At 38.2% G+C, this 15374-nt stretch carries 13 protein-coding genes; 8 read left to right on the top strand and 5 right to left on the bottom strand.

Annotated elements, in window-relative coordinates; all coding sequences use genetic code 11:
* The first annotated feature begins 8 nt into the window (after positions 1–8).
* The 6 genes from J8L71_RS16440 to J8L71_RS16415 all read left to right on the top strand — a co-directional run bounded on the left by J8L71_RS16440 (position 9) and on the right by J8L71_RS16415 (position 6059).
* A complete protein-coding gene (locus tag J8L71_RS16440; RefSeq protein ID WP_211001489.1) occupies positions 9–524 on the top strand; it encodes a protein PelC in 516 nt (171 codons plus the stop codon).
* Positions 521–1819 (top strand): PelD GGDEF domain-containing protein, encoded by a 1299-nt coding sequence (locus J8L71_RS18655; RefSeq protein ID WP_211001488.1) that lies wholly within the window; start codon positions 521–523, stop codon positions 1817–1819. The genes J8L71_RS16440 and J8L71_RS18655 overlap by 4 nt, the downstream gene beginning before the upstream one ends.
* Positions 1816–2802: a HEAT repeat domain-containing protein gene (locus J8L71_RS16430; protein ID WP_211001487.1), complete on the top strand. Its 987-nt coding sequence runs from the start codon at positions 1816–1818 to the stop codon at positions 2800–2802. The genes J8L71_RS18655 and J8L71_RS16430 overlap by 4 nt, the downstream gene beginning before the upstream one ends.
* Positions 2792–4309, top strand: coding sequence for a GT4 family glycosyltransferase PelF (gene pelF / locus J8L71_RS16425; RefSeq protein ID WP_211001486.1), 1518 nt, complete (start codon positions 2792–2794; stop codon positions 4307–4309). The genes J8L71_RS16430 and pelF overlap by 11 nt, the downstream gene beginning before the upstream one ends.
* A complete protein-coding gene (gene pelG / locus J8L71_RS16420; RefSeq protein WP_211001485.1) occupies positions 4297–5661 on the top strand; it encodes an exopolysaccharide Pel transporter PelG in 1365 nt (454 codons plus the stop codon). Before pelF ends, pelG begins: the two co-directional genes overlap by 13 nt.
* Positions 5662–5756: 95 nt before the next feature.
* Positions 5757–6059 carry a hypothetical protein gene (locus tag J8L71_RS16415; protein WP_211001484.1) on the top strand — a complete coding sequence of 101 codons (303 nt, stop codon included), beginning with the start codon at positions 5757–5759 and terminating at the stop codon, positions 6057–6059.
* Positions 6060–6187: 128 nt separating this feature from the next.
* Here J8L71_RS16415 and J8L71_RS16410 read toward each other — a convergent pair whose 3' ends face one another.
* The 3 genes from J8L71_RS16410 to J8L71_RS16400 all read right to left on the bottom strand — a co-directional run bounded on the left by J8L71_RS16410 (position 6188) and on the right by J8L71_RS16400 (position 9713).
* Entirely contained in the window at positions 6188–7189 is a 1002-nt protein-coding gene (locus J8L71_RS16410) for a D-Ala-D-Ala carboxypeptidase family metallohydrolase (RefSeq protein ID WP_211001483.1), read from the bottom strand.
* Between the two features lie 11 nt (positions 7190–7200).
* The gene (locus J8L71_RS16405; RefSeq protein WP_211001482.1) at positions 7201–8526 is read right to left on the bottom strand and encodes a L,D-transpeptidase family protein; all 1326 of its coding nucleotides are present in this window, start codon (positions 8524–8526) and stop codon (positions 7201–7203) included.
* 209 nt (positions 8527–8735) lie between these two features.
* Positions 8736–9713, bottom strand: coding sequence for a DNA topoisomerase IB (locus J8L71_RS16400; RefSeq protein ID WP_211001481.1), 978 nt, complete (start codon positions 9711–9713; stop codon positions 8736–8738).
* Positions 9714–9902: 189 nt separating this feature from the next.
* Between J8L71_RS16400 and J8L71_RS16395 the strand changes: the two genes are divergently transcribed.
* Positions 9903–11789 (top strand): hypothetical protein, encoded by a 1887-nt coding sequence (locus tag J8L71_RS16395; RefSeq protein WP_211001480.1) that lies wholly within the window; start codon positions 9903–9905, stop codon positions 11787–11789.
* 179 nt (positions 11790–11968) lie between these two features.
* Positions 11969–12799, top strand: a complete 831-nt coding sequence (gene purU, locus J8L71_RS16390; protein WP_211001479.1) for a formyltetrahydrofolate deformylase — start codon at positions 11969–11971, stop codon at positions 12797–12799.
* 122 nt (positions 12800–12921) lie between these two features.
* Here purU and J8L71_RS16385 read toward each other — a convergent pair whose 3' ends face one another.
* Entirely contained in the window at positions 12922–14517 is a 1596-nt protein-coding gene (locus J8L71_RS16385) for an AbgT family transporter (protein WP_211001478.1), read from the bottom strand.
* Positions 14518–14644: 127 nt separating this feature from the next.
* Positions 14645–15295, bottom strand: coding sequence for a response regulator transcription factor (locus tag J8L71_RS16380; RefSeq protein ID WP_211001477.1), 651 nt, complete (start codon positions 15293–15295; stop codon positions 14645–14647).
* Positions 15296–15374: the final 79 nt, after the last annotated feature.

The following is a 15374-nucleotide window of genomic DNA, read 5'->3' as shown; positions in this document are numbered from 1 at the left end:
GAGAGAGTATGTTTCGTTTAATTTTACCGTGTTTGGTATTACTATTATCAGCATGTACCACCAGCAGAGTAGCTGATGATGTAGAGCTAAACTCTAGTGTTACAGTGGCTTTACTACCGCTTGTAAACCACGCACAAACCCCACTTGCAGGTGAGCGCGCTGAGGATATTTTAGCAAGCATTTGGCAACAAAATAAATTACCGGCATTAATCCGTGCTCCTCGCGTTAATACCAAAGAACTCCCTCCTCTTGACGATCAGTACCGTCTAGATAATGCAATGCAATGGTTAAGTACTCAACAAGCCGATTATGTATTATCTGGCAGTATTGAAGAGTGGCGTTATAAAGCAGGCCTTGATGGCGAACCAGTTGTAGCGCTTACTTTATCACTTAGCGTTAATGGACAAACAACTCCAGTATGGACTGGCACTATAGCTAAAAGTGGCTGGGGCCGAGACAGTATTGCTGCAACAGCACAAGATGTAATTGCTGATTTAATTTCGTACATAGAGGTTAGTGAGTGAAAACACATTTCCTTAGACCCAGAGAGGTTCCTGAGCTACAAATATGGGCTGAGGTGGTTATATTTACCGCGCTTGCTTTAGGGCTGCCTGTATTATTTAACGCCGAAGACCCTTTTTGGACTGAGGGAGGCTTTTCGTGGCCAGTACTTGGCCCATTATTAGTTGCTTTACGCTATGGTTTTTCAAAAGGTTTTATTAGTATTTTATGCTTACTTGTAGGGCAATTATTATTACTAAAAGTAACTATTTTATCTGCCCAAAGCGGGTTTAATATTAACGCGATGATTGGCTATATCATTGTTATTATGATTGCCGGCGAATTTAGAGATATATGGGAACGTACTAATCAAAAGCAAAGTATTGAGCTTGAATACGTAACTGACAGACTAGAAACCTTTACTCGCCAATATCATTTAATTAGCTCATCGCACGATAAAATAGAGCAAATGTTAGCAGGACATACTCTGAGCTTACGCGAATCTTTACAAGAAGTTAGAACCTCCATAGGCCAGTTACAAGAAAGACGATTAGACAGTGCAGCATCAAAAATTATCGATCTATTTGTCGAGTACGGCATGCTAGAAAAAGCGGCTTTATACAAAGTAGAAAACGATACTATTTTAGAGCCTTCCCTTGCAAGCATTGGCCAAATGGGTACACCTGAGGCAAACGATCCGCTTGTACTTGCTATGTTTGAAGAAAAAGAGCTTGTATCTGTAAAAGATGAAAAAGCATCATCAGGCCTAAGTAAGTACCATATCGCTATTCCTCTAATAGATGTAAACAACACTATTTATGGCGCTATATTGGTTGAAAAGATACAGTTTTTTGCACTCAAAAATACCACACTTACGCTTCTTGCCGTAATGGCTGGGCACATTGGCGATCTACTTCGCCATGAAATAACAAACCCAGTTATGAATAAAGAAGAGTCACCTTACTTTATTAGCCAAGTTAAACGTGCTAACAAAGAAGCCGAACGTTACAACATTCCATCGCAGCTGCTCAAAATAAGAGCCATGAGTATTTCAGATAAATCGACCCAACTTATGGGGTATTTAAATGAAGCTCGCCGTGGGCTAGATATTTACTTATACGACAATGAAAACCAAGTGTTACTGCTATTAATGCCCCTTGCCGATGAGCTTGAAAAAGCAGGTTTTATTGCCCGAATGAACACCTGGTGTAAAGAGCGTACAGGCAACACCTTAGCTGAGCTTGATATTGTTATCGAGCAACAAGTTTCTTTACCAGTAAGCTCTGATGACATAAAGCGAATGGTTTCACTGTCATGATTATAATTATAGTGGCCGCTATAGTGGGGTGTATTTGCCAATACTTTGCACTAATAGAAGTACTAAAAGAACCTAATTGGCTTTTGGCAATATCACTACACGCCATAGCGAGCGCTCTGTTTGCTGTGGTTAGCTATTTTTTTATACCCCAAAATTATAAAACCACACTTTTTAGCGCCTTTACATTACTGTTTTTACTACTTTTTACACTGCCTGTCTTAGGAGTTATTGGTGTAGTATTCGCGACCACATACGCCCTTTGTAAACCACTTAAAAATGATGATATAGAAATAGAAGAGCATAAAATACCTGAGCTTCCCTTTGAAGCCAGGGCTATATCAGCGACGCCAACCTACTCAATTGGCGGCTTAAAAGCAATTTTAAAACATGCCAGTGAGCCTAATAAACGCTTGAGCGCTGTGATGGCCGCACGTCACATGAGCGATTCACAAGCTATTCCTATATTAAAACTAGCCCTTAAAGATTTAGAAGACGATATTCGCTTATTAGCCTACTCAACGCTTGATGGTAAAGAAGCCAAAATAAATGAAAAAGTCAGTCTATATCAGCAAGAAATAGCCCATACAACCAAGCAACCCAAACTAAGCAATTTACAAAAACAGCTTGCTCAATTGTACTGGGAGCTAAGCTATTTAGGCTTAGCGCAAGGCGCACTAAAACAATACGTCCTAGAAAAAGCACAAGCACTTGCGCTGCAAAGCGTTGAGCAAGTAAAAACCCCTGCCACTTTTATATTTTTAGGTCGAATATGCCTTGCGCTTGGTCAGTATCAACAAGCACATGAGCATTTAGCACTCGCCACAGAGTTTGGTATGGCAAGGCGGCATGTATTGCCATACAAAGCTGAAGTAGCTTTTTGTATGAACAAGTTTGATGACTGTAAACGCTACCTAAACGAGCTTCCTATGCAGCCTAAAGGTAGCGAGTTACGTCATTTACAGGAGTACTGGCATGAGCAATAAAAACGCCGATATTTTGCTACTTTTAGAAGGTACATACCCTTACGTGCGTGGCGGTGTTTCGAGCTGGGTTCATCAGATTATTGAGGGGCTCCCTCATTATAACTTTGAACTTATATTTGTAGGTGGAGCACCTGAGCATTATAGCGAAATTCAATATACATTGCCTAAAAACGTAACCAAACTGCATGTTCATTATTTAGTTGAAAATAACACTGTTGAAATTAAAGCTAAGCATGGCGTTAAGTATAAAAAAGAGTTATTTGATTTTTGGCAGCAACTGCAAAGTTACTTTAGAGATTGCAACGAGCCTATACCTACAGAGTTATTAAAATTTGCTTTTGAAACATTGTCTAAAAAAGATGGCATAAACGAAGCTGACTTTTTATACAGCGAATCATCGTGGCAAGTACTTGCTAATTACTATTTAAAATATTGTGATGAATCTTCTTTTATCGACTTTTTTTGGTCGTATCGTAATCTATATAAACCTTTATTTAAAATAGCCGAAATTGCACGCGGACTTCCTAACGTTAAACTCATTCATTCTATATCTACAGGTTATGCGGGTATTTTAGGCGCAGGTGCCAGTGTAATAAGTAACACGCCATTTTTGCTAACCGAGCATGGTATTTATACCAAAGAGCGGAAAATAGATCTTATCCAAGCCAGTTGGATTAAAGAGTCTGAGCAAAGTCTAGGAAAAAACTTAAATACCGAAATGGGTTTTATACGCCGTATGTGGATCAGTTTTTTTGAACAAATTGGCCGTACAACATATCAAGAAGCTGACAAAATTATTTCTCTTTATGAGGGAAACAGGCAGCGCCAAATAAAAGATGGCGCAACTCCCAATAAAGCCTTTGTGGTACCCAATGGTATAAAAACCTCACGCTTTGTTGAATCTCTAGCAAAGCGACCTAGCAAAATACCACCCGTAGTAGGTTTAATAGGTCGCGTAGTGCCTATAAAAGACATTAAAACCTTTATACGTGCTATTAAAGAAGCCCAGTCGAGCCTGCCAAATGTTGAAGGCTGGATCATAGGCCCCTTTGAAGAAGACCCTCAATATTACAAAGAGTGCCAATTACTCGTAGGCAGTTTAGACTTACAAAGCACCATTAAATTTACTGGTATGCAAGATATAGCTCAAATTTTACCAAAGCTAGGAATTGTCGCGCTTACCTCTATTTCTGAAGCGCAGCCATTAGTACTTTTAGAAGCTATGGCTGCAGGTGTACCAGTACTTGCTAGTGATGTAGGGTCATGCCGTGAAATAATAGAAGGCGGTTCTGAAGAAGATAAAGCATTAGGTAAAGCCGGTGAAGTAGTCTCAATTGCCTCTCCAAGCGAAACTGCACTGCAAATTTCAAACATGCTAACTAATGAGCAAATGTGGTTAGAGTACCAACAAAGCGGCTTAACCCGTGTGCAAAAATTTTATGACGAGAGCCACATGTTTGCCCGTTACGATAAACTTTATAAGGATACAATGGCATGGCCGGAATAGGTTTTGAGATACGTAAAATTCTCAAAAAGAACACCCTACTCTCAGTTTTTGAAGCTTATGGTTATGCTGGATTAATTGGCTCTGGGCCTTGGCTGCTTTCGATTTTAGCACTAATGCTTATTGGTATATTAAGTTTAGGAATAGTACTGCCAAAAGTACTGATCATTCAGTTTTTAACACTTGTAACTTACATGATGGCAGCATCACTTATTTTAACCGGTGGACTACAACTGCTCTTAACTCGCTTTATTGCTGATTTATTTTTTCAAAAAGAAGATGCAAAGGTACTGCCTAACTTACTTGGCGCACAACTTGTAACGACTATAGCGGCACTATTAGTAGGGCTAGCTGTGTGGCCATTATTACCCTTGCCAGTTGTTACTAAAATAATAATTTTAGGCGCTTTTGTAAGCCTATGTAATCAATGGTTAGGCGCTATATTTCTCTCTGGAATGAAAGAGTACAGGTTAATACTCATTACTATGCTCAGTGGTTACAGCTTTATGGTTTTACTGGCTTTTTTACTACGAGACTGGCAAATAGATGGGTTATTTTTTGCCTTTTTTGCAGGAGAGGCTTTACTCTTTTTTAGCTTCTTATTTATGATTATTCGTCGCTACCCAGGTGAGAAGTTTATAAGCTTTGATTTTCTAAATAATAAAAAAGTGTATTACAGTCTGTTTTTTTGTGGCCTATTTTATAACATTGGCGTGTGGGCTGATAAAGTTATTTTTTGGTATTCGCCTAGTACGTCAATTCAAATTATTGGCACTCTCAGGGCCAGCCCAATTTACGACTTACCAATATTTTTAGCTTACCTTTCTATCATTCCTGGTATGGCAGTATTTTTAGTAAAAATGGAAACCGACTTTGTAGAAGAGTACGACCGTTTTTATACCGCTATTCGTGAAGGCTCATCGTTAGAAGAAATTTACTATTTAAAAGATAATATGATCCAAACCGCTCGCTCTGGGCTTTACGACATATTTAAAATTCAAGGCATAACCGTGGCTTGCTTGTTGTTATGGGGCGAGCAAATACTTACCTTTATTGGTATTGATCCTAACTACAAAACACTGTTATTTATTGATGTAGTTGGTGTAGGTGTGCAGGTTATATTTTTGTCTATTTTAAATATTTTATTTTATTTAGATAAACGGTCAACCGTGCTCTTTTTGGCTGGATTATTTTTAGTTATAAATGTAGTTTTAACCTTACTTTCAATTGCTTTAGGGCCACAGTTTTATGGTTATGGCTTTGCGTTAGCCACTATAATTACCTCTGTTGTTGGGCTATTTTGGCTTTCTAAACAATTTGAAAATTTAGAGTATGAAACGTTTATGTTGCAATAACATAATATAAAGGCTGCTTATGCAGCCTTTATATTTAAAGCTTTTTCTTACAAAATAAACATGTTGCTTCACACCTTCAGTATTAGGGGATTTTAATGAGAAAGACATTTGAATTTGCAATCAAATCAAACAAAATTAAAGTAGTTAATTATTGGTTTGGTGGCATTAAGTTATATATAAATAACCACTTACACGATTTTGATACAACGCTTTTTGCTATTAGTAATAAAACGCTGCTATCTGCAGACCTCGACGGTATTGGGACTTTAGAAATAAAACCATTATCGGCGCTAATATCTGTAGAAATTGATGCATACCTTGTTAAAGCAGCTGATACACACCATGTTTATAGCTCGCATAAGCGCCTTAGCCTAAAACAAAAAAGGCTAGCGCAGTAAGCATATAAAATGCCGCTAAATCAAAGAGCGTTAAAAGCCAAGAAAGCTTCCTTTACCTAGCACCGTTAATTTCTCGCATATACGACTTAATTAGTTTAGCTATGTGCTAAGCGGTGTAGAAGCTGCAATTATTTACTCACCCAGCGCGCTTTAAAACCACGTGTATCAACATGAATAAATACGCCTCTGTGCGACTTAGGCCCATAAATACCTAAACCACCTAGTAAACCTTTAAATGACTCTCGTCTAGCTAACGACTCAACTATATTTGCCATCGCTTTAGCATCCCCTATTGAATGCTTACCGTCTTTATTAATGTCATCCATACGGTAGTTACCATCGTTATCTATAAAAATATCGGCAGCATCACCAAATACATGTCGGCTAAGTTTTACATTGCCAATTGATTTATTGTAGTAGGGAGTTCTATAACCGCTCATAACCACCATGTTACTAACCGGTATACCTTCTAAAATGAGTTCTTTACGTATCTTTTCTAGTTTAAGTAGTAACTTATTTTGTAAAAATAAATACTTTGGGTGCTTACTTCGCTGTTTACTAACAAACTCTTTAAGTGAAAAGTGAGGTGAAATTTTTACGTTTTCATTTTCAGGCGTCACCTCAACAAATCCATCGGGCACTATGTAATGAGCAGTGTCTTTAATCTGCGAAGGTTTAGGGTAGTGGCCAATATGGTAATACTTGAGCTTTCCTCCTTCAACGTTGTCTGCGGGTACTTTTACAAAAACGTTGATTTTCATACGCTGCTTTTTATCGGGCGACTCAATAATTACCGTTGTTAAACCAGACTCTTTGGGTGCTTGCCATTGCCAACGGTTGGTGTCTGTAAGCTTCGATTTACCTTGAGTGTTAATTAGCGTGTAGGCATTTTTTGACTGGGCAAAAAGCACCTCAAACTCAACTTGCTCTTGGGGCATTACAAATACCGAAAACACGGAGTACGGCATAACTATATCGTTAATTTTTAGGCTAAATTCTGCATCTTCAAAGTTAGCTTTATTTTTTATGTCAACCACCTGATGCGCAGCCTTTACCGGCGCTTCGGCAAATACACTATTGCTAAATATAAGTGTGAATATGGCGATAGAAATATAATGAATAAATTGCATAAATCCTCTCACTATTTATTTTTTAACAAAGCAGCAATTACCGACTGTTTACTATTGCTTAAAAGTGCTTTTTTATCACGTTGATAAATATCATCTCTAAAGTTAACCAGTTGGTTTTCATCAACCCATGCAGTCCAATAGACTAAATGAATAGGAAGAGGCTCATCTAAATGAAACGTTTGAGTACTATTTTGGTCACGTGCGCTATCAATATGACTGAGTGTTTGTGCCTCTCCTTCGTGCTTAATAATCTCACGCGCTAACGAAAAAGGTTTTTCTATCCTTATACAGCCATGCGATAAAGCACGATTTGATTGGTTAAAGCGCTGCTTAGCTGGTGTATCGTGAACATAAATTGCTTCAGCGTTAGGAAATAAATACTTAACCTCTCCAAGAGGATTTTGGCTCCCTGCTCGTTTTACTAAAAAATGATCAAATTGGTACGGCTTAATAGATTCCCAATCAATACTGCTAGGATTGACAGTTTGTGAATCTAGGTAGCTGTTTTTTCTAATCTCAATATTATTTTCTACAAGATAGTCAGGATCTTCGGCTACTTTTGGAGCAATTTCCTTGGTAGCGATTGAAGTGGGTATACGCCATTCAGGATTAACTACAAACTTTTCTATTTCGTCACTAAATGCAGGTGTTTCCCAACTTGGTTTACCTACAATTACATTATTTTTTAACTTTACGTCGCCCGCTTTTACAAATCGTAAGCTGTACTCAGGAATATTTACATACACATATTGCTCATCACTTGCGCCTGCAAAGTTAGTTATTCTGTAAAAGTTAAGTTTTAACTTATCAAGCTTTTGCTTTGCGGGAATGTTAAGCGCTGCAAAGGTACGCTTACCTACTCGGCCATCAACTTTTAAACCATGACGACTTTGAAATTGTTTTACAGCTTGTTCTATATCTTTATCGAACATGCATATGGTTTCGTCGCAACCATTACTTTTTAAGTCACGCTCTTGATATAAACGCTGCGCAAGTAAGCTCACCTCTTTACTATTACTGCCTAGCTCAAGTAATTCGTCGTTATATAAGTGTGTAAAACCACCGTTGTTAACTATTTCTTGATACCAATTAATGGCTTTTTCTGTACGTTCAATTAACTGCGCTGAATATTGGTCAAAGTAATAGCTGTCATCAGCTTGCATATACTTTTGTGAGTTGTAAGTAGTTAGTGAAGAGTTTGCAAGCACTACACTCTCAAGCTCATTTGCAGCAAGAGTGGGGGCTGAGCATAAGCCGCTCATGCTAATAAACAATGCAGTTTTTAAAGTAAAACGCTTTGCTTTAGTAAACGCTAGATTTGAAAATGGACCCTTCACTGTGTACCTCCTCGCTAAATATCGTTGATAAATGCTTATGTACTTACCACTAAGTAGTACTTTGAAGGTGCAACGGTAATGCCAAATTAAAAAACAAACTAAACCATTGAAAGTTAGTGGTTTTTTTAAACTCCGTGTTTTATACGTAAACAAATTAGATGAGTGAATATGTAATTAATATGCCCAAGTGTGTAAAGTTGCTATGGCAATTAATCGTTTAAAAAAGCTAAAAAGCCACGCTCATAACGACTTAAGTACTTCGTTTTTCGTGGTAATGAAAGTGACTCCCTCCATGTGGTTTGAGTATCTTCATCTTCTTTACACAGCGAAATTAGATCAGGATGCACATACGATTTACGTGCTATAGCGGGGGTATTACCGAGTTGCTCGCAGACACTATCAAGCATACTTTTTAAAGTAAGCGCTCCTTTAGCTTTAGCTAATTGTTTAAATGCAATCACGCTTGCTCGCCAAGTTCTAAAGTGTTTTGCACTAAACTCCTCACCCATTATTTGTTGAATGTACTGATTTATTTCACTTGATGTAACATTAGTGCGCTCACCCTCATTTATATACTGAAACAAATGCTGCCCGGGCAAATCTTGTAAGTCTTTTATTACATGGCTAAGCACCCTATCGGTTATGTTTACTTCACGCTCCTTGCCTGATTTAGCACGGTACTTTAGCTGGATATTTTTACCCGTGAGTTTTGCATGGCGTGTGCGTAGTGTTGTGGCGCCAAAACTTTTATTTTGCTTTACGTTACGTTCGTTACCTACCCGCAGCGCACCTAAATCCATAAGCCTTACCACTGCCGCTAAAGTACGTTCAATATTAAGCTCATCGCCTTGTAAATCTGTTTCTAAACGCGATCTTAACAAAGGTAGTTTATTACCAAATACTCCACATGCTTGGTATTTTTTTGCCTCTTGTTGCGATCTAAATTCAGGATGATAGCGGTATTGTTTTCGCCCCTTACTATCAAACCCTGTCGCTAAAATATGTCCATTTTCTTCAGGGCAAAACCAAACGTTTTTATAGGCAGGCGGAAACGCCAATCCATTCAAACGATCAATTATATTTTGTTCCTTTATTTGCTTACCGATTGGATCAAAATAAAGCCAGCTTTTATGCTTTAGTTTGCGAGTGATCCCTGGCAGATTATCGTCAACGTAAATTAGCTTCATTTACCCTCCAATTATATTTAAAGCATACGGCTAAATATAAAATGTACCATTTTAAAATAACCTTAAACTGAACAAGATTATTGATATATAATCAAAAACCATAAAAGATAAAAATACATATTATATTCGTTAGTTTAATAACGCTTATATCCCCCCTTAACTGGGTATGCTGTTAAAAAGGAGCATTCAATGGCTTTTGATTATGGATCGATTGATCTTGGACTAAAAAACCCCTTCAAGCTTGAAGGTAAAGTTACTGCACTAAGAGGGCTTATTGAGTCTATCGCTGGTGTGAGTTTACTTGTGATCGCTGCAGGTTCGGTAAAAGAAGATGCAACTGCCGGTTGGATTTTAATGATATTTGGCATGCTTATTTTAGCAATGGGCATTCGCTCTTTATCATCGGGAATATACGCTACCCTCAAGTATTTTGTGGGCAGAAACCACCCAACGTCGTTAGCTTATAATTTCAGTAAATCAGAAAGCTCAACCGCACAAGAAGAGAAAAAAGAGGTAGCCTACTCAGCTCAATCTCTTGAAGAAATGCTAGTTGGTCGTAAAAACAGTACATTTAAAGAACCCAACGGCTTTTTATCTCGCTTGTTACACAGCCTAATCCCTAAGCTTTTATTTTTACCTTATCCTATTCGTAACATTGCTCAGCGCTTATTTGGCTCATGGGTCAGCACACTAGTTGCCCTTGTCGCTTATGCACTTGTGGCATTTGTATCTCTATCTGGTTTTACTGGTGAAGCCGGTGAATTAGCTTTTCCTGTATACAGTGCCATATTGATGTTTTATGTGCTTTTTTCTTGGCGCTCTTCAGGCAAACCTATTTCGCGTAATGCAGAAAAAAATATCGAAGCTTTAGGTACTGGCGCACTTGCTAAGATTATTTCTTTGTCGTTTATTTTACCTGTTGTTATTGGCCTTTCTATGTCGTGGTTAATGCAAGAGCAGCATATAAGTAAATCGCAAATTGATAGCTGGTTAGAACAATTACCTAGCTTACATGCAGGCTTATATTTAGTGGCTATTATTGTATTGGCTACTCTTAGCTGTGCACTTGTTTTTGTAATGATAAAAGCACGTTTAAATTCGGTAACGCCTACAGCTGAAGTATCAGAGCTTCGTGAGAATTGGCAAGAGTCTGTTCATCCAGATGAAATATTTATAAACCTTGATAACCTAGTAATGGCTAATCGCCGCTATAAAGAGGTTCCAAATAGAGTTTACCGCGAATTAGATCCTAAACTACAAGAGCAAATAGAAGGTAAAGGCGGCTTTAAAGGTGAAATGATCCAAGAGGTTCAACCTAAATTACATCCTATGGATTTAGGTAAAAACTTCTCACTTGCCCGTTTGCTTGCTTTATTAAGCGGTAATTTACTTTATATAGTAGCACTCACATTCACTGTACTTTTTGCCTACTCGCTTATTAGTATTTACCACTATGTTGATGCGACAAACATAAATACTATTGAGCAAGCATTTAATAGCCAGCACATTATTCAATTTAGTGAACTACTTATGACAAGTTTTCACTTTTTACTAATAGGTATACTTATAAAAGCGTTTGCTCAGTTGCTTATTAATAATGCGCATCTGTTTTTTGCCGAGATGCAATTTGAGTCATTACTTGTGTACTTTAAATGTGAAGGTACTTTTACTGAATCGAAAATTTCAACGGGTACAGGTATTCACGACAGTACTCGCTCTGAAAATACATTAGTGCGTAGTAGTATAACGCCTTGGATTATTGTATCTCGTGTTATTTCTACAACATTTGCAGCAACAGGTATGAAAAACCTAGAGCACCCTCGCCATATTATGGAAATGCATAAAGACGAAGGCCAATTACAGGCTATCAAAAACGACGTAGTTGCGTTTTTGAAAGACCGCGAATCTATTGCTTCAATTACGAGTGAGCGCGATTTAGGTAACGCGTCGCAAATACATCAGCTAAACCAACAAACCCGTGCGATGCCTACTCAGCAAGCTATCACGAAAGATGACGAGGAAGCTGCGGGTTACCTCAGACAAGAAGAAAATTTATCTGGCGAACCTAAAGCCTAAGTAAACGTTACAAATAATGCCACCTTGTAAATAAGGTGGCATTATTTTATGCCTCAATTAACTTTATTACCTCTTTTATACTCAACAACATGATTAATACTGTATTAGTGCACAAAGCCCTTGCTTTATACGCTAAAACCCAAATAATAACGTATTAACCACAGGGTAGAATGAGGAAAATGAGTTACATACTAACCACCCAATGTGCCGATGATGTAGGCTTAATAGCCAAAATTACAGGCCTGTGTCATGAACACAATTTAAACATTACACGTAATAACGAATTTGTAGATAAAGACGCAAAACGCTTTTTTATGCGCACAGAACTAACTGGTGAACCTCAAAGCGACTTTTTAGATAAGTTAGAAGCACTATTACCAAAAGGCGCTCAGCTTACTTTACATAATGGCGCAAAAACAAAAGTAGTTTTACTCGCCACTAAAGAGGCACACTGTTTAGGCACTGTGTTGCTTAAGCAATTTGAGCAAGCATTAAATATTGAAGTATTAGCTGTAATAGCTAACTATCCTGATTTAGAGCCCTTAGCAAAAGGTTTTGATGTACCTTTTCATGTTGTATCGCATGTAGGCTTAACTCGCGCAGAGCACGATAAACAAGTAGGTGATGTTATTGCCTCTTACAACCCAGATATTATTGGCTTAGCTAAATACATGCGTATTTTAAGCCCTGAGTTTGTTGGCCGTTTTGAAAATAAAATCATTAATATTCATCATTCATTTTTGCCTGCCTTTATTGGCGCAAAGCCTTATCATCAAGCATTTGAACGCGGCGTAAAAATTATTGGTGCTACAGCTCACTTTGTAAACAATGAGCTAGATGAAGGCCCTATTATTTTGCAAGACGTAACCAGCGTAACACATGCAAATACCGCCGAAATGATGGCTAAAATGGGTAAAGACGTAGAAAAAACCGTATTTAGTAAGGCTCTACAACTAGCCTCTGAACACAAGCTATTTATTAACGGCAATAAAACCGTCGTGTTTAGCTAAAACACCTTTATACATTCTAAAAGCCAGCAATTAGATTCTCTAATGCTGGCTTTTTTATACCAAATAATTTAACTCAATTCTTCATTTAAAAATATAATAACCGAGTAAAAATTGGCACCTTATTAAGGCCTATAATAAATAGGTGACTCAGGTCCAACAGGTAACCCTAACGCGAACACCCACACGTAAAATAAAATTACCCAACCAATAAAAAACACAATACTGTATGGCAACATAGTGGCAACTAACGTCCCTATCCCCATGTCTTTTTTATATTTTACTGCAACAGCTAAAATTAACCCAAAATAGCTCATCATTGGGGTAATTAAGTTTGTGACGGAGTCACCAATACGATAAGCAGCCTGAATAGTCTCGGGTGCGTAGCCAATGAGCATAAGCATAGGTACAAAAATAGGGGCTGTAATGGCCCATTGAGCCGATGATGAACCTAAGCTCAAATTAACCAGTGCACACATTAGAATAAATAGTACAAACACTTCTGGTCCAGTCAGATTCAACGCCTGCAAAAGAGCCGCACCATTAATTGCCAATATAGTGCCTAAGTATGTCCATTTAAAAAAGGCTACAAATTGTGCTGCAAAAAAAACTAACACAATATATAAGCCCATAGAGCTCATGCTTTTACTCATTGCATTAATAACGTCTTTATCGTTTTTCATACTGCCAACTACTCGTCCATAAACAAAGCCTGGCACACTAAACGTGACGAATATAATTGCCACAATCCCTTTTAAAAAAGGTGAGCCTGCCACTTGGCCTGTTTCTGGATGGCGCAAAATGCCATCAGCAGGAATAATCGTCCAAGCAAATAACGACAACACAACCAATAAAGCAACGCCTGCCCACTTCAAACCTAACTTTTCATGTGCGCTTAACGTATCAATATTGTTTTGCGATAAATCTATACTTGCTTCGTCTGGGTTGTATTTACCTAACCGTGGCTCGACTATTTTTTCGGTCACTAGCGTACCAAGCGCAGCAATAAGTAATACCGATATCATCATGAAGTACCAGTTAGCCTCAGCGCCAACCTCATAAGTAGGGTCAATCATTTGTGCTGCAGGCGTGGTAATACCTGCTAATAGAGGGTCTATTGTTCCTAATAATAAATTAGCACTATAACCCCCAGATACACCAGCAAAGGCAGCCGCTAAGCCAGCTAAAGGATGGCGCCCCAAACTATGAAATATCATTGCAGCCAAAGGAATTAAAACAACGTACCCAAGCTCAGATGCAGTGTTAGACATTATGGCCGCGAACACCACCATAAAGGTAACTAAGCGTTTTGAAGCCCCCATTACCATGCCGCGCATAGCTGCAGAGAGCAACCCTGAGTGCTCTGCAACACTTACACCGAGTAATGCTACCAATACGGTACCTAAGGGCGCAAAACCAGTAAAGTTAGTCACAAGACCTGCCATAATACGTTGTAGGCCCTCTGCACTGAGTAAGCTTACAACCTCAATAACACCATCAGGTGCACGACCAGCAGCGCCAACCGGGCGCGGGTCAATAGCACTTAAGCCAAACCAGTCGGCAATGCCACTGATTAACACGATTGAAACTGCAAACATCGCGAATAAAGTAATAGGATGGGGTAGCATATTACCTAAAAACTCAACGGTCGCTAAAAAGCGATTAAATAAACCGTTATTGCCTTTAGGTTGATTATTAGGTGAATGTGTGGAGTCTGTCATACTTAGCTCTATAAATTACAAAATTTCGCTAACCTAGCATTGTTTGCAAATGAGATCATGTATAAAAGGTAAATAACGTGTAGATTTTAAGTATAAAAAAAGAGCCGTGTAAGCTCTTTTAAAATTTTTATGCTTGTTCTATTGGTTCTAATTGTAATTTAGCTGCAATTAAAACGGCTTGAGTACGATTGTAAACTCCAAGCTTTCTGAATATGGCTGTAATGTGTGCTTTTACTGTTGCTTCTGATATGTTTAATTCATAAGCTATTTGTTTATTGAGTAAACCTTCGTGTAAATATTGAAGCACTCGGTATTGCTGTGGTGTTAGCGATGCAACCTGTGCTGCAATTTCTCTATCTTCACCTTCAATTTCAGCTACTTTATTTTTAAGCTCTTTTGGTAGCCATGTATCGCCTTCAAGTATTTGGTTTATTGCGCTGGCAATATCATCAGACGATGACGATTTAGGAATAAACCCCATAGCACCGTAGCCCATTACTTTTGAGACTATATTAACGTCTTCACTACCTGAAACTACTGCAATGGGTAAGCTCGGATAATCTTCTCTAATACGAATAAGACCATATAAATCACCATTTCCTGGCATGTGAAGGTCTAGCAGTAATATATCAAGATCCTCTTGCTCGCTTAACACGTGTAATGTGCTGTCAAAATCTGACGATTCAAAAACCTCTAAATCTTCAAACTTTGCACTCAATGCGCCCTTTAGTGCTTCGCGAAATAACGGATGATCGTCCGCTATTAAAAACTGACTCATGGTTCACTCCTAATAAATTCGGCCGCCAGTAAGATATAAAATCTTTTCTGACAGCCGATATACTACGTTTAGAATCAAC

Source organism: Pseudoalteromonas sp. MMG007 (assembly GCF_018100985.1).
In the GTDB taxonomy this organism is placed as follows: domain Bacteria; phylum Pseudomonadota; class Gammaproteobacteria; order Enterobacterales; family Alteromonadaceae; genus Pseudoalteromonas.
This window is presented reverse-complemented; position numbering and strand designations above follow the sequence as displayed.